Here is an 18,425-nt window from a genome sequence, read left to right on the forward strand (position 1 = left end):
GGGTGGTCGGGGTCGTCGAAGTTGTCCACAGGTGGCGGGTGGGCGGGTTGCGACGGGTGGGCCGGTTTGGCAACTTGGGGGCGTGACCTGGAGTTTTCCGCCCTTGCCAGACACGATCGGGTGATCGATGTACGTAACCGGGGGTCTCGGCACTCGGTTGGAAACGAAGGAGACGCCGACCAGCCCCCACACCCCGTCAACCCGCCACCCACACCCTCCGCCACCACTCCCCTGACTCCCCGCCTCCCCCACCCCGCCGCCTCCACCGCCCCACCGCCCCGCCTCCTTCGCCTCTCGCCCGCAGACGACGGAGAACGACCACCCCGAGCCGCGGCCGACGAGCGTGCGCGGCAGCCGGCGGGCGGGCGGCAGCCGGCGGGCAGGCGGGCGGCGGCCAGCGGCGCGCGGCGACCAGCGGGCGTGAGCGGCAGCCGGCGGGCGTGAGCGGCGACCGGCAGGCGTGAGCGGCGACCGGCAGGCGTGAGCGGCGACCGGCAGGCGTGAGCGGCGACCGGTAGGCGTGAGCCGGGAACGAACCGTCGCCGAGCGCGGCCCCGCACTACGCTCCACGGCGTGATCACCCTGACGGCCCGCCTGTCCCCGTCGGCCCTGGACACCCGCCGCGGCGTGGTGCGCATGCACCCCGAAGTGCTCGACGCGCTGGGGCTGCGCGCGTGGGACGCCGTGCGCCTCACCGGCGCGCGGGTCAGCGCCGCCCTCGCCGCCGCCGGTGACGGTCCGCCCGGCGTGGTGCTGGTGGACGACGTCACCCTGTCGAACCTCGGCGTCGTCGAGGGCTCCGAGATCGTCGTGGCCCCGGTCGAGGTCGCCGCCGCCCGCGCGGTCACGGTGGCCGGGTCGCGGTTGGCCAGCACGTCGCTCACGCCCGAGACGTTGCGCATGGCGCTGACCGGGAAGGTGCTCACGGTCGGCGACGCCGTGTCGCTGCTGCCCCAGGACCTCGCGCCGCCGCCCGGCGCGGACGTGAGCGCCACGCGGAGCAAGCTCTCCAACGCGATCGGGATGACCTGGACGAACGAGCTGCTCACGATCACCTCGGTCGATCCGGCGGACGGGCCGGTGGCGGTGCAGCCTTCGACTGTCGTCGGGTGGCGGGATGGGGCTCGGACGGGTGATGGGATGACCGGTTCGGGTGGGCCGGGTGGGCCGGGAGGGGCGGGTGGGTCTGCCGGGGGTGGTTCGGGGGGTGGCGCGGGGGGTTGGCCTGCGCGGACCGGGAGCGGTGGGGGGATCGGGAGCGGTGGGGGCGGCGGGGGGATCGGCGGGGCCGGGGGCGGCGGCGGGGTGGTGGTCGGCTCGGCCGGGGCGGGGGTGGCGGCCGGCGGGCGGGTGGCGGGTGGTCCCGGGGGTGGGGTTGACGAGCCGGTGGTGCCGGTGGCCGACCTCGTGGGGCACCGGGACGCGGCCACCCGGTTGGCGGAGTGGTTCGACCTGAGCTTCACCCACCCGGAGCTGTTGGCGCGGTTGGGGACGACGTCGCGGCTCGCGGCGCTGGTCAGCGGGCCCGAGGGGGTCGGCAAGGCCACGTTGGTGCGGTCGGTCGCGGCGGCGGCGGGGGCCGGGGTGGTCGAGGTCGCGGCACCCAGCGTGGCGGTGCTGGAGGCGAACGCGGCGGCTCAGCGGGTGGCCGACGCGATCGCCGCGGCCCAGGCCCCGGCGGTGCTGCTGGTGACGGACGTGGAGGTGCTGCTGCCCGCGTCCTCGCCGCCGCCGGTGGCGACGATCGTGCTGGACGCGTTGCGCGGGCGTCCCGAGGGGGTGGCGCTGGTGGTGACCAGCGCGCACCCGGAGGCGGTGGACCCGCGGTTGCGGGTGCCGGAGCTGGTGGACCGGGAGCTGGTGCTCCCGCTGCCGGACGGGGCGGCGCGGACGGAGCTGCTGCGGGTGCTGCTGCGGGACGTGCCGGTCGGGTCCGGTGTGGACCTGGGCGCGGTGGCGGACCGGACGCCGGGGTTCGTGGCCGCGGACCTGGTGGCTCTGCGGCGCGAGGCGGCGGTGCGGGCGGCGTTGCGGCAGCGCGGTGCGGACGAGCCGAAGGTGGGGCAGGGCGACCTGCTGGGCGCGCTGGAGACGGTGCGGCCGATCTCGATGTCCACTTCGGACACGTTGCGGACGGGCGGGTTGACGTTGGCCGACGTCGGCGACATGGTCGAGGTGAAGCAGGCCCTGACCGAGGCGGCGCTGTGGCCGTTGCAGTACCCGGACTCGTTCGCGCGGCTGGGGGTGGCGCCGCCGCGCGGGCTGCTGCTGTACGGGCCGCCGGGGTGCGGGAAGACGTTCCTGGTGCGCGCGCTGGCCGGGACGGGCCGGTTGAACGTGCTGTCGGTCAAGGGCGCGGAGCTGATGGACAAGTTCGTCGGCGAGTCCGAGCGGGCGGTGCGGGAGTTGTTCCGGCGGGCGGCGGAGGCGGCGCCGGCGCTGGTGTTCCTCGACGAGGTGGACGCGTTGGCGCCGAGGCGCGGGCAGTCGTCGGACTCGGGTGTGGCGGACCGGGTGGTGGCGGCGCTGCTGACCGAGTTGGACGGTGTGGAGCCGTTGCGGGACGTGATCGTGCTGGGTGCGACGAACCGGCCGGAGCTGATCGACCCGGCGCTGCTGCGGCCGGGCCGGTTGGAGCGGCTGGTGTACGTGCCGCCGCCGGACGGGGAGGCGCGGGCGGAGATCCTGCGGGCGGCGTCGCGGAACACGCCGTTGGCGGACGACGTGGACCTGGCGGCGTTGGCGGAGGACCTGGAGGGGTACTCGGCGGCGGACTGCTCGGCGCTGGTGCGGGAGGCGGCGTTGACGGCGATGCGGGAGTCGTTGGAGGCGGCGGAGGTGACGGCGGCGCACCTGGCGGCGGCGCGGGCGGCGGTGCGGCCGTCGTTGGACCCGGCGCAGCTCGCGTCGTTGGCCGCGTACGCGGAGAGCAGGTCGGGGTCGTGACGCGCGGGAACGGGAGCGGGGCCTGACGGGGGGTTGACGGGGCGCGCCCCGGACCCGTGGGGGTTCCGGGGCGCGTTCCGAAAGGTGTGGTGCGCTCGGGTCAGGAGACCTTGCCGGACGGTCCCCGGTAGTCGTTGGTGACGATCACGATGATGCCGGCGTGGGCGTCCCTGATGCCGTCGAACCGGGCTTCGACGCGGGCGCCGAGGGTGGTGGCCAGCAGTTTCGCCGACTCCTCCTCGTCCGTGCCGGGCCGGTAGTAGACGGTGGTGGTGGGGATGGTGCCCTGCGAGTAGTTGCCGGTCTCGGCGACGGACCAGCCGGCTTTCTGCACGTCGTCGGACGCGCGGGCGGCCAGGTTGGGGATGGTGCTGTTGTTGTAGACGCGCACCGCGGGTTTCGGGGTCACCGGTGGCGGCGGGGTGTCGGTGACGCCCGGCGCGCCCGGCGCGGTGGTCCCCTGGCCGCCGGGGGTGGTGGCGGGCGGCTGGGTCGCGGGGGGCTCGGTGGTGGTCGGGTTTTGGCCCGGGGACTCGGCGGGCGCGGTCGACGACCCGGTCGGCGACCCGGTCGACGGCGCGGCGGTGTCGGTGCCGGGGGCGGGTGAGGAGGCCGACGGCGGGGTGGACTGGGCGGCGGGCGGTTCGTCGTCGGGGCCGCCCGTGAACAGGCTGACCACACCGACGACCAGGGCGATGGCGGCGACGCCGAGCAGCACGTACCCCGCGGCGCGGGCCGGCTGCGCGGAACCCGCGGGCTGTTCCGGGTTCGTCATCGGCGCTCGACACCCAGGCGCTTCGCCAGGCGGGCGCGCAGCCTGCCGGAGCGGGAACGACGCAGTCTCTTGATCAACATCGGGTCAGCGGCCAACGCCTCTTCCTTCTCGATCAACGCGTTGAGCAGTTGGTAGTACCGCGTCGCCGACATGTCGAACAGCTCTTTGATCGCTTGTTCCTTGGCACCCGCGTACTTCCACCACTGGCGTTCGAAGGCCAGGATCTCGCGTTCCCGGTCGTTCAAACCGTCGTCCGGCCCCTCCGCCGGCGCCAGTGCCTCTGCGGCGTCCATCTGGCTCCTCAGCCGTGTCCCGTGCGTGGGTGCCATTCAATCACGTGATCTTCACGGGGGTCGGTTCATCGCCCGGCGCGTCCGCCCGGGCGCGCCGTTAGGCTGCGCGTCATGGCAGTTCACCCCATCCGGATCGCCGGCGATCCCGTGCTCCACACCCCGACCCGCCCCGTCGAGGTGTTCGACGGGGCGTTGCGCGCGCTGGTCGACGACATGTACGAGACGATGGCGGCGGCGAACGGCGTGGGGCTCGCGGCGAACCAGATCGGGATCGACCTGCGGGTGTTCGTCTACGACTGCCCCGACGACGAGGGCGTGCGACACCGGGGCGTGGTGGTGAACCCGGTGCTGGAGACCTCCGAGGTCCCGCTGGGGATGCCGGACCCGGACGACGACTTCGAGGGCTGCCTGTCGGCCCCGGGCGAGGCGTACCCGACCGGGCGCGCGTCGTGGGCGAAGGTGACCGGGGTCGACGGCGACGGGAAGCCGGTGGAGGTGGAGGGCACGGGGTTCTTCGCGCGCTGCCTCCAGCACGAGACCGACCACCTCGACGGGTTCATCTACCTCGACCGGCTCGTGGGGCGGTACAAGCGGGCGTCGAAGAGGATGCTCAAGGCCAACGGGTGGGGCGTGCCGGGGCTGAGCTGGGACCCGGCGACCTCGGAGGACCCGTTCGCGGACGACGAGGACGACGACTGACCGGCGGGCGGCGGGCCCGGGTCCGGCCTGGTCAGGTCGGGTCCGCCGCCGGGTCGTCCGGGTCCTTCCCCGTCGCCTGTTCCGCGACCGGGTCGGCGACCGGGTCCACCGGTTCGACCACCGGCTCCACCCGGTCCGGCGGCGGCTCGGCGACGGCCGTGGTCGCAGCCGTGGTCGCAGCCGCAGCCGCAGCCGCAGCCGTGGTGACGGCGGCGACCTCCTCGCCCCGCCCGCGCGATGGCTTCGGGTGGGCTTCGGCCCGCACCGGCCGCTCGGGGCGGCGCCAGGGCACCTCGGGGTGGCCGACCAGCTCGCCGTGGCTGGTGCACGCGGCCAGCTCGGGGTAGGCGCCGGCCAGGACGGCGGCCCGGACGCGCTGCACCTGGCCGACCGTGGGCAGCTCCCCGACCAGCAGGAACGGCATGAGCAGCCGCCACGCGAGGACCACCGGCCCGCGTCGGCGGTGGGGTGCCCGCAGGGCCGCCCGGGCCACGCGCAGGGCGTGCTCGCCGGTCGTGATGGCCTTCGGGTGGCCGCCGTGGTCCCAGGACCAGCGCAGGCCGTCGGCCATGGCGCAGCGGACGCAGTCGACGGGGCCGGTGCCCAGCTCGTCGCCGCACTGGGAGCAGCTGATGAGGGTCATGGCCCAGTCGGTGCAGGTCCACGGGTGGTGGCCGACCTGGTCGGCGAGGACGAGTTCGGCCAGTTCGCGCTCGCCCGCGCCGCCCTCGGCGAGCTGCTCGGCGGCGAGCAGCTCCTGCCAGTCGTGCAGCCAGTACTGGTCGACGAGTTCGGCGCAGAAGCGGCAGGCGGGGTAGCCGCGACCCGCGAGGTCGCCGCACGACGGGCACGGCGAGACGGCGGCGGGGCGGGCCACGCGCCGCGCGCCGGGCGGGAACGGCTGGTGATCAGCCACGCGGTGAAAGGTACGCGCAAACGGTGCTCCTTGGCATCCGCACCTTGGCACCGGCACGCGGGCGTGGCTATGGTCGCCGGGACAACTCAACACACGCGGGAGCTCGCGCCACAGCGGGCTGAGAGGGCGGCTGGGGTGTTCGCGACCCCGGTGCCGCCGACCGCCGGAACCTGACCGGGTAATGCCGGCGTAGGGAGGAAATGTCGTGACGGCACTCGACGACCGTTCGGTGGAGCCCAGCGTCACCACGGGGCCGATCTCCGGCTCGCACAAGGTCCACGTCCAGGTGGACGAGGACGTGCGGGTGCCCTTCCGCCGGGTGGAGCTGACCAACGGCGAGCACGTGGACCTCTACGACACTTCCGGGCCGTACACCGACGCGAACGCGACCATCGACGTCCACAGTGGACTGCCGAGGTTGCGCGAGGGGTGGGTGGCGGCCCGCGGGCCGCTGAACGGCGCGGTGACGCAGTTGGCGTACGCGAAGGCGGGGGTCATCACGCCCGAGATGCGGTTCGTGGCCGCGCGGGAGCGGATGAGCCCGGAGTTCGTGCGGGACGAGGTGGCGATCGGGCGGGCGGTGATCCCGCTCAACCGGAACCACCCCGAGGCCGAGCCGATGATCATCGGGAAGAAGTTCCTGGTGAAGGTCAACGCGAACATCGGGAACTCGGCGGTGTCCTCCTCGATCGAGGAGGAGGTGGAGAAGATGGTGTGGGCGTCGCGGTGGGGTGCCGACACGATCATGGACCTGTCGACGGGCAAGCGCATCCACGAGACGCGCGAGTGGATCGTGCGCAACTCGCCGGTGCCGATCGGCACGGTGCCGATCTACCAGGCGCTGGAGAAGGTGGACGGCGACCCGGCGAAGCTGTCGTGGGAGGTGTACCGGGACACCGTCGTGGAGCAGGCCGAGCAGGGCGTGGACTACATGACGGTGCACGCGGGCGTGCTGCTGCGGTACGTGCCGCTGACCGCGAAGCGGGTGACGGGCATCGTGTCGCGCGGCGGGTCGATCATGGCGGCGTGGTGCCTGGCGCACCACCGGGAGAGCTTCCTCTACACGCACTTCGAGGAGCTGTGCGAGATCCTGCGCGCCTACGACGTGACGTTCTCGCTGGGTGACGGCCTGCGGCCGGGGTCGATCGCGGACGCCAACGACGAGGCCCAGTTCGCGGAGCTGCGGACGCTGGGCGAGCTGACGCACGTCGCGCGCGCCCACGACGTGCAGGTGATGATCGAGGGCCCGGGTCACGTGCCGATGCACAAGATCGCGGAGAACGTGCGGTTGGAGGAGGAGTGGTGCGGCGAGGCGCCGTTCTACACCCTGGGGCCGCTGGCCACGGACATCGCGCCCGCCTACGACCACATCACGTCGGCGATCGGGGCGGCGCAGATCGGCTGGTTGGGCACGGCCATGCTGTGCTACGTGACCCCGAAGGAGCACCTGGGCCTGCCGAACCGGGACGACGTGAAGACGGGCGTGATCACGTACAAGATCGCGGCGCACTCGGCCGACCTCGCCAAGGGGCACCCGGGGGTGCAGGACTGGGACGACGCGCTGTCGAAGGCGCGGTTCGAGTTCCGCTGGGAGGACCAGTTCAACCTGTCGCTGGACCCGGACACGGCGCGGTCGTACCACGACGAGACGCTGCCCGCCGCGCCGGCGAAGACGGCGCACTTCTGCTCGATGTGCGGGCCGAAGTTCTGCTCGATGAAGATCACCCAGGACGTGCGGCGGTACGCCGAGGAGCGCGGGCTGTCCACTGTGGAGGCGATCGAGGCGGGCATGGACGAGAAGTCGCACGAGTTCTCCGACCACGGCAACAAGGTGTACCTGCCGGTGGTCGACTGATGGAGGTCGACTGATGGCGGAGACGCCCCCCAGGGTCCTCACCATCGCCGGGTCCGACTCCGGCGGTGGTGCGGGCCTCCAGGCCGACCTGCGGACGCTGTTCGCGTGCGGCGTGCACGGCATGACGGCGGTCACGGCGGTGACCGTGCAGAACTCGCTGGGCGTCACCGGGTTCACCGAGATCCCGCCGGAGGTGGTGGCCGCGCAGATCGAGGCGGTGGCCACCGACATCGGGGTGGGCGCGGCGAAGACGGGGATGCTGGCGTCGGCGGCGATCATCGAGGCCGTCGCGGGCGCGCTGGACCGGGTGGACGTCGGGCCGTTCGTGGTGGACCCGGTGGCCGCGTCGATGCACGGCCACCAGCTGCTGGCCGACGACGCGCTGGAGGCGCTGCGGACCCTGCTGTTCCCGAGGGCCACGCTGGTCACGCCGAACCTGGACGAGGTGCGGCTGATCACCGGTGTCGAGGTGCGCAGCCGGGCCGACCAGCGCAAGGCCGCGGAGGCGCTGCACGCGCTGGGGCCGGCGTGGGTGCTGGTCAAGGGCGGTCACCTGTGGGACGACCCGGAGTGCCTGGACGTGCTCTACGACGGGTCGGAGTTCCACGAGTTCCTCGGTCCGCGCTACGACGTGAAGAACACGCACGGGTCGGGCGACACGCTGGCGTCGGCGATCTGCTCGCGGCTGGCGCGGGGCGAGTCGGTGCCGGAGGCGGTGCGGTTCGGCAAGGACTTCGTCGTGCGGTCGGTGGCCGCGTCCTACCCGCTGGGCGGCGGGGTCGGGCCGGTGTCGCCGCTGTGGCGGCTGCCGGACGCGGGGCGGTAGTGCCCGCCGCCCCCGCACGACGGACCGTCGTGCGGGGGCGGCGTTCGGGCCGGGCCGGGGCGGAACGGGCCGGGGCGGGGCCGGGGCGGGGTCAGCCGACCTCGCCGACCAGTTCCTCCAGCGCGGGCAGGGCGTCGAGCAGCGCCGCGCGGTGCGCCGGGGTCATGTCCTCGATCCGGCGCTGGAGCTCGCGGACCCGCGCGGAGCGGACGCCGGACACCATCGTCTCGCCCTCCGGGGTGGGGGTGGCGAGCCAGGCGCGGCCGTCCTGCGGGTCGGGGTCGCGCTTGACGTACCCCGCCTCCACGAGGGCGGCGACGATGCGGGACAGGGTCGGCGGGGCGACCCCCTCCTTCGCGGCCAGGTCGCCCAGCCGCATGGGGCCGCAGCGGGCCAGCGTGGCGAGCGCGGACACCGCGCCGGGTCCCAGCCCGGGGGACCCGGTGCGGCGCAGCAGCCGGGAGAGCCTGCCGATGGCGAGGTACAGCCGGGCGGTGGCGTCCTCCACCGGGTCGACCTGGTCGGCCGTCACGGCACGTTCCTCCTCGGGCAGACGGACACGGTGGGCATCCATCATGCCGTGCCCCGCAATCGTCCTACCGCTGAGACCTGCCCGGTCGCGGGCGCACGGCGGTCAGACGACGGCCGGGCTCGACGCGTGCGCCCAGAACCGCTTCGGGATGCGCCCCGCCAACCGCGCGAGCCGTCCCGCCTCCACCCCGCAACGCATGGCGGCGGCCATGAGTTCCGGGTCCTGCGCGCGGGTCACGGCGGTCGCCAGCAGCACCGCCGAACAGCCCAGCTCCATGGCCAGGGCGGCGTCGGAGGCGGTGCCCACGCCCGCGTCCAGGATCACCGGCACGGACGCCCGCGCCACGATCAGCTCCAGGTTGTGCGGGTTGCGGATGCCCAGGCCGGTGCCGATCGGGGAGCCCAGCGGCATGACGGCGGCGCAGCCCGCCTGCTCCAGGCGCAGCGCCAGCACCGGGTCGTCGTTGGTGTAGGGCAGCACGACGAACCCGTCGTCGACGAGCCGCTCGGCGGCGTCGAGCAGCTCCACCGGGTCGGGCAGGAGGGTCTGGTCGTCGGCGACGACCTCCAGCTTCACCCAGTGCGTGCCGAGGGCCTCGCGGGCGAGGCGGGCGGTCAGCACGGCCTCGGCGGCGGTGCGGCAGCCGGCGGTGTTGGGCAGGGCCTCGATGCCCAGGCGGGTCAGCAGGTCCAGCACGCCGCCGCCGGACGCGTCGAGGCGGCGCATGGCCACCGTGGTCAGCTGCGTGCCGGAGGCGACGAGCGCGCGTTCCAGGACCGACAGGTTCGCCGCGCCCCCGGTGCCCATCACCAGGCGGGAGCCGAACTCGCGGCCGGCGATCACCAACGGGTCGTCCACGTCACCCTCCCTGCACGGCGGTCAGCACCTCGACGGCGGCGCCGGCCGGCACCGCGGTCGTCGCCCACGCGGTGCGCGGCACGACCTCGCCGTCCACCGCGACCGCGACACCGGTGGCGGGCGCGCCGAGCAGCGCCAGCACGGTCGCCACGGTCGCGCCGTCGGCGAGTTCCCGCACCGAGCCGTTGACCTTCGCCTCCATCAAGCGTTTCCTCCTTCGCGGAGCAGGGTGAGCACGCGCCGCGCCGTGGCGGGCGCGAGCAGCAGGCCGTTGCGGTGGTGGCCGGTGGCGGCCAGCACGCCGGGTTCGAGCCAGCGGACGACGGGCGCGTTGTCGGGGCTGCCCGCGCGGAACCCGGCGGCGGTCTCGACCAGCGCGTACTCGGCGATGCCCGGCCACACGACCTCGGCGTCGCGCAGCAGGTCGCGCACGCCGCCGACGGTGACGGCGGTGTCGAAGCCGGCCTCGTACTGGGTGGCGCCGAGCACCAGCCCGCCGGTGCGGGGCACCAGGTAGACGGGGCGGCCGGACACATGGGCGCGGAGGGTGTGCCGGGGCGGCGGCAGGGCGCCGGGACGTGCTTCCAGGCGCAGGATCTCGCCCTTCACGGGCCGGACCACGTCGCGCAGCGCGGGGTGCAGGTCGCGGCTCCACGCGCCGGCCGCGATGACGGTCGCGTCGGCGGGGCCGCGGGTGTCGGTGAAGCGCACCCCTGCGGAGGAGCAGGCGTCGCGCAGGGCGCGCAGCAGGGCGCGGTTGTCCACCGCCAGGTCACCCGGCACGGACAGTCCACCGCGGACGTTGCCGAGGCCGGGTTCCAGGGCGCGCAGCTCGCGGTGGGTCAGGCGGGTGGAGGCGCGGCCCATCGTGGCCAGGTAGGCGCACAGCTGGTCCAGGACCTCGACGTCGGCGCGGTCCACGGCCACCTGGAGGGTGCCGACGGGGCTCAGCCCGACGCCCAGGTCGCGGGCGAAGCCCGGCCACAGGGCCAGGGACTCGACGCCGAGCCGCAGCACGTCCTCGTCGCCCGGCCACGCCTCGGTGATCGGCGCGAGCATCCCGCCCGCCACCCACGAACCGCCGTGCGGGGAGGGGTGGTCGACCAGGTCGACGCGGTAGCCGGCGCGCGCCGCGGACCAGGCGCAGGACAGGCCGATGACACCGCCGCCGACGACGGTCACCCGATGGACCAAGGCACTCACGCTCCCTGCGCCGGCATGACCCGGATCAGGTTCGACGGTCGGAGCGGACCACGCTCCCTCTCAGCCCGGTGTCCTCCGGGCTCCCGTGCGGACCGCCTCCACCGTAGCGCACGCGGCGGCCCGGCGGTTACCGTGCGGCCCGTGCCAGGACTCGACGGAACGCGGATCAGGCGGCGGCTCGCCGACGCGCGGCTCTACCTCTGCACCCCCGACCGGCCCGACCTCGCGGAGTTCGCCGACGCGGCGCTCGCGGGCGGCGTGGACGTCGTCCAGCTCCGGGACAAGGGGTTGGAGGCGCGGCAGGAGATCGCGGCGCTGGAGGTGCTGGCGGAGGCGTGCGCCCGGCACGGCGCGCTGCTCGCGGTCAACGACCGGGCGGACGTGGCGCTGGCCGTGGACGCCGACGTGCTGCACCTGGGCCAGGACGACCTGCCGGTGCCGCTCGCCCGCCGCGTCGTGGGCGAGGACGTGGTGATCGGCCGCTCCACGCACGACGTGGCGCAGGCGCGGGCGGCGGCGGTCGAGCCGGGCGTGGACTACTTCTGCACGGGGCCGTGCTGGCCGACGCCGACGAAACCGGGTCGGCCCGCGCCGGGCCTCGACCTCGTGCGGGCCACCGCCGGCACGACGGGGCGGCCGTGGTTCGCCATCGGCGGCGTCGACCGGGCGCGGCTGCCCGAGGTGCTGGCCGCGGGCGCGGAGCGGGTGGTGGTCGTGCGCGCGATCACCGAGGCCGAGGACCCCCGCGAGGCCGCGGCGTGGCTGAGGGGCCGGCTGACCGGCGCTCCCCCGCCGGCCGGGGCGTGACCCGGCCGTGCACGGGAACACCCCCGCACAGGGGAACACCCCCCGGGCCGGGGAGGAGTCCGGGCCCGGGGGGTGTTCCCGACGTGGTGCGCGGCACTGGGGGGACGACGGCCGCGCGCCGTGGAGCGGTGCGGCGGACTAGCCGCGGGTGAGGCTCAGGCCGTAGGCGCTGAGGATCTCGCCGACCGGCTGGAAGTAGGTCGTGCCGCCGGAGGAGCAGTTGCCCGAACCGCCGGAGGTCACGCCCTGGGCCTGGCTGTAGCCGGAGCCCGCCACCCACGAACCACCCGAGTCACCGGGCTCGGCGCAGGCGTTCGTGCGGGTCAGGCCGGACACCGTGCCCTGCGGGTAGTTCACCGTCGAGTTCTTGGCCTGGACGGTGCCGCAGCGCCAGCCGGTGGTGGAGCCGGAGCGGCAGATCGCCGCGCCGACCGCCGCCGACGTGGAGCCGGTCACGGTGACGTTGGAGCCGTTGTAGCGGTTGACCCACGGGCGGGACGTCCAGTTGGAGTTCGTGCGCACCCAGGCGTAGTCGTTGCCGGGGAACGAGGAACCCGCGAACGTGCCCTGCGAGACGCGGTTGAAGCCGGTCGTCGCGGCGCCCGTGCGGCCGCAGTGGCCCGCGGTCACGAAGCCGCCCGAGACGGCGAAGCCGACCGAGCACCGGCCGGAGCCGATGTAGTAGGCGTCGCCACCGCGGGTGTCGTAGAGCGTGGTCGGGGACTCGTCGACCTCGACCACGCGCACCGACGCGCTGACCGACCTCGCGGACGCGACGAACGCGTCGGCCGCGGCGTCGCGCTGGTGCCGGTTGACCTCGACGACGACCGAGTTGGTCTGCTCGTCCACCCGCCAGCCGGTGACCGACTTCGGGGCGGCCAGGGCGTCGATCGACGCCTTGGCGGAGGTGAGCTGCTGGTGCGAGAAGGCGACGAACCTGGCGTCGGCGCCCGCGGCGCGGGCCGCGTCCGCCTTGGCCGGGTCGGTCACCGCGACGACGAGCTTGCCCGTCGCGGCGTTGATCCAGGAACCCGCGTAGGCGGCGCCCACGGCCGCCTTGGCGGAGGACTCCAGCTCACCCGAGCGGGAGTCACTCGCCAGACGGGCGGTGACCTGTTCGGCGGTCAGGCCGAGGTCGCGTTGCGCCGCTTGGAGCAACTCGGCGGGGTAGCTCTCCGTGTCGGAGGAGCTTCCGCCATAGGGGGCGGCGGTGTCCGCAATCGCCGGTACGCTTAGTGCTGTAGCTGCGCCGGCGGCGAGCAAGGCAGCCGCGGCAAGGCGGGCCGCACTCGTGCGGTTCATTAGGCGTCTCCCTCATCTTCGGGTGCAGGGTGCCCGAGAGCCTGGTTGCAGGGACCGCTCTCGGGGGCTCTAGGGGGACGGGTGGTGGGGCGGCGGCAGGGGTCGCCCCACCCCTCCTTTTCTCGTCCCGGTCATGGGCCGATCTCCGAAGTGCTCTCGAACGCCGTGAGCGGGCCCTTGCGCGTCCGCATCAGGCCCTCCTCCCCGGTCTCTACCGACCAGTACTCACCCGTTCGAGCGACGTTATGACCCTGTTACCTATGACGGTCCGGGCCATCTGAGGCGAAAGTGTGTCACAGCGCACGTCGATTCAACTGCGCTGTGTAGCGTTTGACAGTTAACTCTCACTCAAGGTAGTTATTCGATCACCGATTCGGGCGGTTTTGCCAGATGTAAGTGATTCGGCGATATCCGCCTCGGACGTGTGAAAGCTGCTGGGCTGAGCGGGTGATGCCGAAGGAGTTTCCGCGTTCGACGCGGTATCGAACCGGGACGCGGGAACCGCCGGCGGGGTCGCACCGGGGTCGGGGTCGGTCCACTGGATCGATTCCGAGCGAGGATCGGGGCATGGCACTCGTGACGATCTCGGACATCCGCTCCGCCGCCGGGCTGATCGCCCCGGCCGTCGTGCGCACGCCGCTGCTGCGGTTCGCCGCCGGCGACGGCGGTGAGGCCGGCGGCGGTGGGGTCGGCGGGGACGGCGGCGGGCTGTGGCTCAAGCCGGAGAGCCTCCAGCCGGTCGGCGCGTTCAAGATCCGCGGCGCGTACCACGCCCTGGCCCGGCTGCCCGAGGACGTGCGGGCGCGCGGCGTCGTCGCCTACTCCAGCGGCAACCACGCGCAGGCCGTGGCGTACGCGGCGAAGCGGTTCGGGGTGCCCGCGACGATCGTCGTGCCCGACACGACGCCGCGGGTGAAGGTGGAGGCGACCCTCGCGCACGGCGCGCGGGTGGTGCGGGTGCCGATGGCCGAGCGCGAGTCGCGGGCCGCCGAGCTGGTCGCCGAGCTCGGGGCGACGCTCGTGCCGCCGTTCGACCACCCCGACGTCATCGCCGGCCAGGGCACCGTCGGGCTGGAGGTGGTGGCCGACCTGCCCGACGTGGCCACCGTGCTGGTGCCGGTCAGCGGCGGCGGGCTGCTCTCCGGCGTGGCCACCGCGGTGAAGGCGCTCTCGCCGCGCACGCGGGTCGTCGGCGTCGAACCGGAGCTGGCCGGCGACGCCGCCGCCTCGCTGCGGGCCGGGTCGCTGGTGCGGTGGAGCCCCGCCGACCGGGCGCGGACCATCGCCGACGGGCTGCGCGCCGAACCGTCGGAGCTGACCTTCGCCCACCTGCGCGCCTACGTGGACGACCTGGTCACCGTGTCGGAGGACGAGATCCGGGCGGCCGTGCGGCGGCTCGCGCGGGAGGCCAGGCTGGTCGTGGAGCCCAGCGGCGCGGTGGCGTTCGCGGCAGCCCTGCGGGAGCGGTACGCCGGGCCGACCGCGGTGGTGCTGTCCGGCGGGAACGTCGACCCCGAGGTGTTCGCCGAGCTGCTCCTCGGCTAGCCGGGCCGGCCGGGGCCCGAGCGGGCGCGCAGGTGCGTCGGGGGCGAGTCGACGCCGCAGCTGTGGCAGTCCCCCGGCCCCGGCGCCGGGTCCTCCCGGGCGGCGGCGGCGAACACGCCGTTGTCGGTGCCGATCGCCAGCAGGCCGCCGACTGCCGACGCCGCCGCGCACACCAGCAGCGCGGTCCGCCAGCCCCCGGTGAGGACGGCCGGGTCGGTGTAGCCGGCGCCGCTCAGGCCCGCCACGGCGGGCAGCACGGCGACCGCGACCAGGCTGCCGGTGCGGGCGACCGCGTTGTTCACGCCGGAGGCGACACCCGCGTAGCGGTCCGGGGCGGCGGCCAGCACGGTCGCCGTCACCGGGGCCACCACGGCGGCCAGCCCCAGCCCGAACACCACGACGCCGGGCAGCACGCCCGTCCAGTACGACGCACCCGGCTCCGCCCACCGCAGCATGAGCATCCCGACGCCGATGACGAGCGGTCCTCCGATGAGTTGCGCCTTCGGGCCGATGCGCTGGGCCAGGTTCCCGGAGCGCGCGGACAGCGCCAGCATGATCAGCGTGATGGGCAGGCTCGCCAGCCCGGCGGCCGTCGGCGGGTAGTGCAGCGACACCTGGAGCTGGAGCACCATCAGCACCATCACCCCGCCCAGGGCCGCGTAGACCAGGAACGTCAGGGCGTTGGCCAGGACGAACGTTCGATCGCTGAACAATTGCGGCGGGACGAGCGGGTCGCGCCCGCGGCGTTGCAGGACGACGAACGCCACCAGGCCCGCGACCCCGAGGACGGCGGCGGAGAGGACCAGCGCGTCGGGTCCGCGCACCGGTGCCTCCACCAGCGCGGCGGTGATGCCGGTCAGCCCCAGTGCTCCGATGACCGACCCGCCAATGGTCGGATGACCCGACACCTGCTCGTCGCGCGACTCGGGAACGTGGCGGCGGGCGAGCCACACGCAGACCACGGCCACCGGCAGGTTGACCAGGAACGCCAGCCGCCACGACCACGCCTGCACCAGCAGGCCGCCGACCAGCGGCCCGACCGCGGTGGCCACGCCGGACAGGCCCGACCACGCGCCGATCGCCTTCGCCCGGTCGCCGCGGGCGAACACCGACTGGAGGATCGCGAGCGAGCCCGGCGTGAGCAGCGCGCCGCCGACGCCCTGCAGGACGCGGGCGAGCACCAGCAGCTCCGTGGTCGGGGCCAGCCCGCAGAGCAGGGACGCGACGCCGAACCACAGCACGCCGGCGGTGAACACGCGGCGGCGGCCGTAGTGGTCGCCCAGCGACCCGGCGACCAGGACCAGCGCGGCCAGCGCCAGCAGGTAGCCGTCGAGCACCCACTGGAGGCCCGCGACGGACGCGCCCAGCTCCGCGCCGATCCGCGGCAGGGCGACGTTGACGATCGTGCTGTCGAGCATCGCCATGCCCGAGCCGAGGATCGTCGTGGCCAGCACCGCCCTGGCCCGCCCCGTGCCCCACACCACCGTCTGCGCCACCGGCACAGTGTGGTGGCGGACCGGCGCGGCGGGGGCGGCGGGTCGGGTCGGTCGGGTCGGTCGGGGCCGCCTAGTCGGCGGGCCGGTTCAGGGTGGCGACGAACTTGTACCGGTCGCCCCGGTAGACCGAGCGCACCCACTCGACGGGGTTGCCCTCGGTGTCGAACGAGTGCCGCGACAGCAGCAGCATCGGCAGGCCGATGTCCGCGCCGAGCAGCTCGGCCTCCTCCGGCGAGGCCAGCGCCGTCTCGATCGTCTCCTCCGCGTGGCCCATCTCGACGCCGAACCGCTCGCGCAGCACCTGGTACAGCGACGCGCCCGGGGCCAGGTAGCGGCGCAGGCCGCGGAACCGGCCCAGCGCCAGGTGGGTCGTCTCGATCGCCATCGGCTCGCCGTCGGCCAGCCGCAGGCGGTGCAGGCGCAGCACCTTGGCGCCGGCCCGGACCCCCAGCAGGCGGGCCAGCTCGGCCTCCGCGGCCATCTCGGACGCCTCGATCAGCCGCGACGACGGCTGCCTGCCCTGCGCCTTCATGTCCTCTGTGTACGAGGACAGCTGGAGGCGCTGGGCCACCTTCGGTTCCGCCGCGAACGTGCCCTTGCCCTGCACGCGCAGCAACCGCCCCTCGACGGTCAGTTCGGCAAGCGCTTGCCGGACCGTCGTGCGCGAGACGTCGAACTCCGCGGCCAACGACCTCTCGGTCGGGATCGGCGACCCGGGCGGCAACGCGCGCAGGAGGTCGAGCAGGTGCCGCTTGAGGCCCCAGTACTTCGGCTCGCGCTGCGCGCGGGACCTGGTGTCCACGCCGGATGCAGGGCTCGTTTCGAGCATGCCTTCCTCCTCGACCTTGCTAGCGCTCCCGGACACAGGATGCCCTGTCCGCGCCGCGCCGTGGTCCCGAACCCCCGACAAGCCCCCCGGGAAAATGGTCCGATGACTTTGCAACGGTCCAGCAACAGCCTTGACACCGCCTGTGGCGGGGCACACTCTAGGCCGCATTGGTCTACACCACTTTGGGCGCTTCGGTCGTTGGGACCGGGCATTGGGAAAGGGCGCACACGTGAAGGGCTGGAGAGGACTCGCCGTAGGTGCCGCCGCACTGTCGGTGGCCGTGGCCGGGTGTGGCACGAGCTCCGACAGCGGCAGCGACTCCGGTGAACCGAAGACGCTGACGGTCTGGTTGATGGACGGCTCCGCGCCGACCACCCTGACCGACGCGCTGAACAAGGAGTTCCAGGACTCGCACCCCGGCGTCACCGTCAAGTACGAGGTGCAGAAGTGGGGCGGCATCCAGGAGAAGCTGACCACGGCTCTGACCAGCAACAACCCGCCGGACGTCATCGAGCTGGGCAACACCCAGACGGCGAAGTTCGCGGCTGAGGACACCCTCACCGACCTCTCCGGCGACGTCGCGGGCCTCAACGGCGACCAGTGGCTCGCCGGCCTCAAGGACTCGCTGACCTGGGACGGCAAGCAGTACGGCCTGCCGTTCTACGCGGCGAACCGCACGGTCATCTACCGGACCGACCTGTTCGAGGCCGCCGGCATCGCCACCCCGCCCACCTCGCGCGACGAGTGGGTCGCCGCGGCCGAGAAGCTGAAGGCGGCCAACGCGGCCGACCCGGAGTTCCAGTCGGTCTACCTGCCGGGCCAGTCCTGGTACGTGCTGCTGTCGTTCATCTGGGACGAGGGCGGCGACGTGGCGAAGCCGCAGGGCTCCGGCTGGGCGGGCTCGCTCGACACCCCGCAGGCCAAGGCCGGCCTGGAGTTCTACAAGAAGCTGGTCGACGCCTCGGGCACCAAGGCCCCGAAGGACGCCGACGAGGCCACCCCGCAGCAGATGGAGGTCTTCGGCACCGGCAAGGTCGGCATGATGATCGGCCTGCCGTGGGAGCTGGCGGGCGCCGTCAAGGCCAACCCGGACCTGAAGGAGAAGACCGCGGCGTTCCCGATCCCGTCCAAGACGGCGGGCAAGGCGGCCCCGGTGTTCCTCGGCGGCTCGAACCTGTCGATCCCGGCCGGCTCCAAGAACGCCGACCTGGCCAAGGACTACCTGAAGCTGCTCAGCGGCAAGAAGTACCAGGACATGCTGGCCGAGGGCGGTTCGGTGCCGGGCACCTCGACCGACACGGCGAAGCTGGCCACCAACCCGGTCGGCAAGGCGCTGGCGGAGTCCGCCCCCGGCGGCAAGGTCACCCCGACCACCCCGGCGTGGGCCGCGGTCGAGGCGGGCCAGAACCCGCTGAAGGACATGCTGACCGCGTACCTGACCGGCGCGAAGTCGCTGGACCAGGCCACCGCGGACGCCAACTCGTCGCTGTCGAAGACACTGGCGGGCTGACGAGCGCATGACGGCCGTTGACACGACCGACGC

At 74.1% G+C, this 18,425-nt stretch carries 17 protein-coding genes and 1 riboswitch; of the genes, 7 read left to right on the forward strand and 10 right to left on the reverse strand.

Annotated features, from left to right (window positions below; genetic code table 11):
- Positions 1-573: 573 nt before the first annotated feature.
- Positions 574-2,946, forward strand: a complete 2,373-nt coding sequence (locus ACR807_RS35095; RefSeq protein ID WP_438925804.1) for an AAA family ATPase — start codon at positions 574-576, stop codon at positions 2,944-2,946.
- Positions 2,947-3,046: 100 nt separating this feature from the next.
- Here the strand turns inward: ACR807_RS35095 and ACR807_RS35100 are convergent, their stop codons facing one another.
- A complete protein-coding gene (locus ACR807_RS35100; protein WP_438925805.1) occupies positions 3,047-3,721 on the reverse strand; it encodes a LytR C-terminal domain-containing protein in 675 nt (224 codons plus the stop codon).
- Positions 3,718-4,014, reverse strand: coding sequence for a DUF3263 domain-containing protein (locus ACR807_RS35105; RefSeq protein WP_438925806.1), 297 nt, complete (start codon positions 4,012-4,014; stop codon positions 3,718-3,720). Before ACR807_RS35105 ends, ACR807_RS35100 begins: the two co-directional genes overlap by 4 nt.
- A gap of 111 nt (positions 4,015-4,125) precedes the next feature.
- Between ACR807_RS35105 and ACR807_RS35110 the strand changes: the two genes are divergently transcribed.
- Positions 4,126-4,713: a peptide deformylase gene (locus ACR807_RS35110; RefSeq protein WP_438925807.1), complete on the forward strand. Its 588-nt coding sequence runs from the start codon at positions 4,126-4,128 to the stop codon at positions 4,711-4,713.
- Positions 4,714-4,744: 31 nt separating this feature from the next.
- On the opposite strand, the gene ACR807_RS35115 is transcribed toward ACR807_RS35110, so the two are convergent.
- On the reverse strand, positions 4,745-5,629 hold the full coding sequence (locus ACR807_RS35115) for a hypothetical protein (protein ID WP_438925808.1): 885 nt from the start codon (positions 5,627-5,629) through the stop codon (positions 4,745-4,747).
- A gap of 205 nt (positions 5,630-5,834) precedes the next feature.
- Between ACR807_RS35115 and thiC the strand changes: the two genes are divergently transcribed.
- Together thiC and thiD are read left to right on the forward strand one after the other, a co-directional pair.
- Positions 5,835-7,484, forward strand: coding sequence for a phosphomethylpyrimidine synthase ThiC (gene thiC / locus ACR807_RS35120; RefSeq protein WP_438925809.1), 1,650 nt, complete (start codon positions 5,835-5,837; stop codon positions 7,482-7,484).
- Positions 7,485-7,497: 13 nt separating this feature from the next.
- A complete protein-coding gene (thiD, locus tag ACR807_RS35125; RefSeq protein ID WP_438925810.1) occupies positions 7,498-8,310 on the forward strand; it encodes a bifunctional hydroxymethylpyrimidine kinase/phosphomethylpyrimidine kinase in 813 nt (270 codons plus the stop codon).
- 91 nt (positions 8,311-8,401) lie between these two features.
- Here thiD and ACR807_RS35130 read toward each other — a convergent pair whose 3' ends face one another.
- The 4 genes from ACR807_RS35130 to thiO form a co-directional block, all read right to left on the reverse strand.
- Positions 8,402-8,842 carry a MarR family winged helix-turn-helix transcriptional regulator gene (locus ACR807_RS35130; protein WP_438925811.1) on the reverse strand — a complete coding sequence of 147 codons (441 nt, stop codon included), beginning with the start codon at positions 8,840-8,842 and terminating at the stop codon, positions 8,402-8,404.
- 102 nt (positions 8,843-8,944) lie between these two features.
- Entirely contained in the window at positions 8,945-9,700 is a 756-nt protein-coding gene (locus ACR807_RS35135) for a thiazole synthase (protein WP_438925812.1), read from the reverse strand.
- Between the two features lies 1 nt (position 9,701).
- Positions 9,702-9,902 (reverse strand): sulfur carrier protein ThiS, encoded by a 201-nt coding sequence (gene thiS, locus ACR807_RS35140; RefSeq protein ID WP_438925813.1) that lies wholly within the window; start codon positions 9,900-9,902, stop codon positions 9,702-9,704.
- On the reverse strand, positions 9,902-10,903 hold the full coding sequence (thiO, locus tag ACR807_RS35145; protein WP_438925814.1) for a glycine oxidase ThiO: 1,002 nt from the start codon (positions 10,901-10,903) through the stop codon (positions 9,902-9,904). Before thiO ends, thiS begins: the two co-directional genes overlap by 1 nt.
- A riboswitch (TPP riboswitch) is annotated at positions 10,889-11,000 on the reverse strand. Its footprint overlaps the gene before it by 15 nt.
- A gap of 44 nt (positions 11,001-11,044) precedes the next feature.
- On the opposite strand from thiO, the gene thiE reads away from it, so the two are divergent.
- Positions 11,045-11,710 (forward strand): thiamine phosphate synthase, encoded by a 666-nt coding sequence (gene thiE / locus ACR807_RS35150; RefSeq protein ID WP_438925815.1) that lies wholly within the window; start codon positions 11,045-11,047, stop codon positions 11,708-11,710.
- 138 nt (positions 11,711-11,848) lie between these two features.
- Here the strand turns inward: thiE and ACR807_RS35155 are convergent, their stop codons facing one another.
- Positions 11,849-12,868, reverse strand: a complete 1,020-nt coding sequence (locus tag ACR807_RS35155) for a S1 family peptidase (protein WP_438925816.1) — start codon at positions 12,866-12,868, stop codon at positions 11,849-11,851.
- A 711-nt stretch (positions 12,869-13,579) separates the two neighbouring features.
- On the opposite strand from ACR807_RS35155, the gene ACR807_RS35160 reads away from it, so the two are divergent.
- On the forward strand, positions 13,580-14,557 hold the full coding sequence (locus ACR807_RS35160; protein ID WP_438925817.1) for a threonine ammonia-lyase: 978 nt from the start codon (positions 13,580-13,582) through the stop codon (positions 14,555-14,557).
- Here ACR807_RS35160 and ACR807_RS35165 read toward each other — a convergent pair.
- Positions 14,554-16,053, reverse strand: coding sequence for an MFS transporter (locus ACR807_RS35165; RefSeq protein WP_438925818.1), 1,500 nt, complete (start codon positions 16,051-16,053; stop codon positions 14,554-14,556). The genes ACR807_RS35160 and ACR807_RS35165 overlap by 4 nt on opposite strands.
- 70 nt (positions 16,054-16,123) lie before the next feature.
- Positions 16,124-16,882, reverse strand: a complete 759-nt coding sequence (locus ACR807_RS35170; protein ID WP_438925819.1) for a GntR family transcriptional regulator — start codon at positions 16,880-16,882, stop codon at positions 16,124-16,126.
- Between the two features lie 229 nt (positions 16,883-17,111).
- Between ACR807_RS35170 and ACR807_RS35175 the strand changes: the two genes are divergently transcribed.
- Positions 17,112-18,392, forward strand: coding sequence for a sugar ABC transporter substrate-binding protein (locus ACR807_RS35175; RefSeq protein WP_438925820.1), 1,281 nt, complete (start codon positions 17,112-17,114; stop codon positions 18,390-18,392).
- Positions 18,393-18,425: the final 33 nt, after the last annotated feature.

It is taken from the genome of Saccharothrix sabaoui, from assembly GCF_051756985.1.
Classification (GTDB): Bacteria; Actinomycetota; Actinomycetes; order Mycobacteriales; family Pseudonocardiaceae; genus Actinosynnema.

Coding starts and splice junctions, on each gene's coding strand:
- ACR807_RS35100 (WP_438925805.1), bottom strand. CDS start 3,721: ATGACGAACCCGGAACAGCCCGCGGGTTCCGCGCAGCCGGCCCGCGCC.
- ACR807_RS35105 (WP_438925806.1), bottom strand. CDS start 4,014: ATGGACGCCGCAGAGGCACTGGCGCCGGCGGAGGGGCCGGACGACGGT.
- ACR807_RS35110 (WP_438925807.1), top strand. CDS start 4,126: ATGGCAGTTCACCCCATCCGGATCGCCGGCGATCCCGTGCTCCACACC.
- thiD (WP_438925810.1), top strand. CDS start 7,498: ATGGCGGAGACGCCCCCCAGGGTCCTCACCATCGCCGGGTCCGACTCC.
- thiS (WP_438925813.1), bottom strand. CDS start 9,902: ATGGAGGCGAAGGTCAACGGCTCGGTGCGGGAACTCGCCGACGGCGCG.
- ACR807_RS35160 (WP_438925817.1), top strand. CDS start 13,580: ATGGCACTCGTGACGATCTCGGACATCCGCTCCGCCGCCGGGCTGATC.
- ACR807_RS35170 (WP_438925819.1), bottom strand. CDS start 16,882: ATGCTCGAAACGAGCCCTGCATCCGGCGTGGACACCAGGTCCCGCGCG.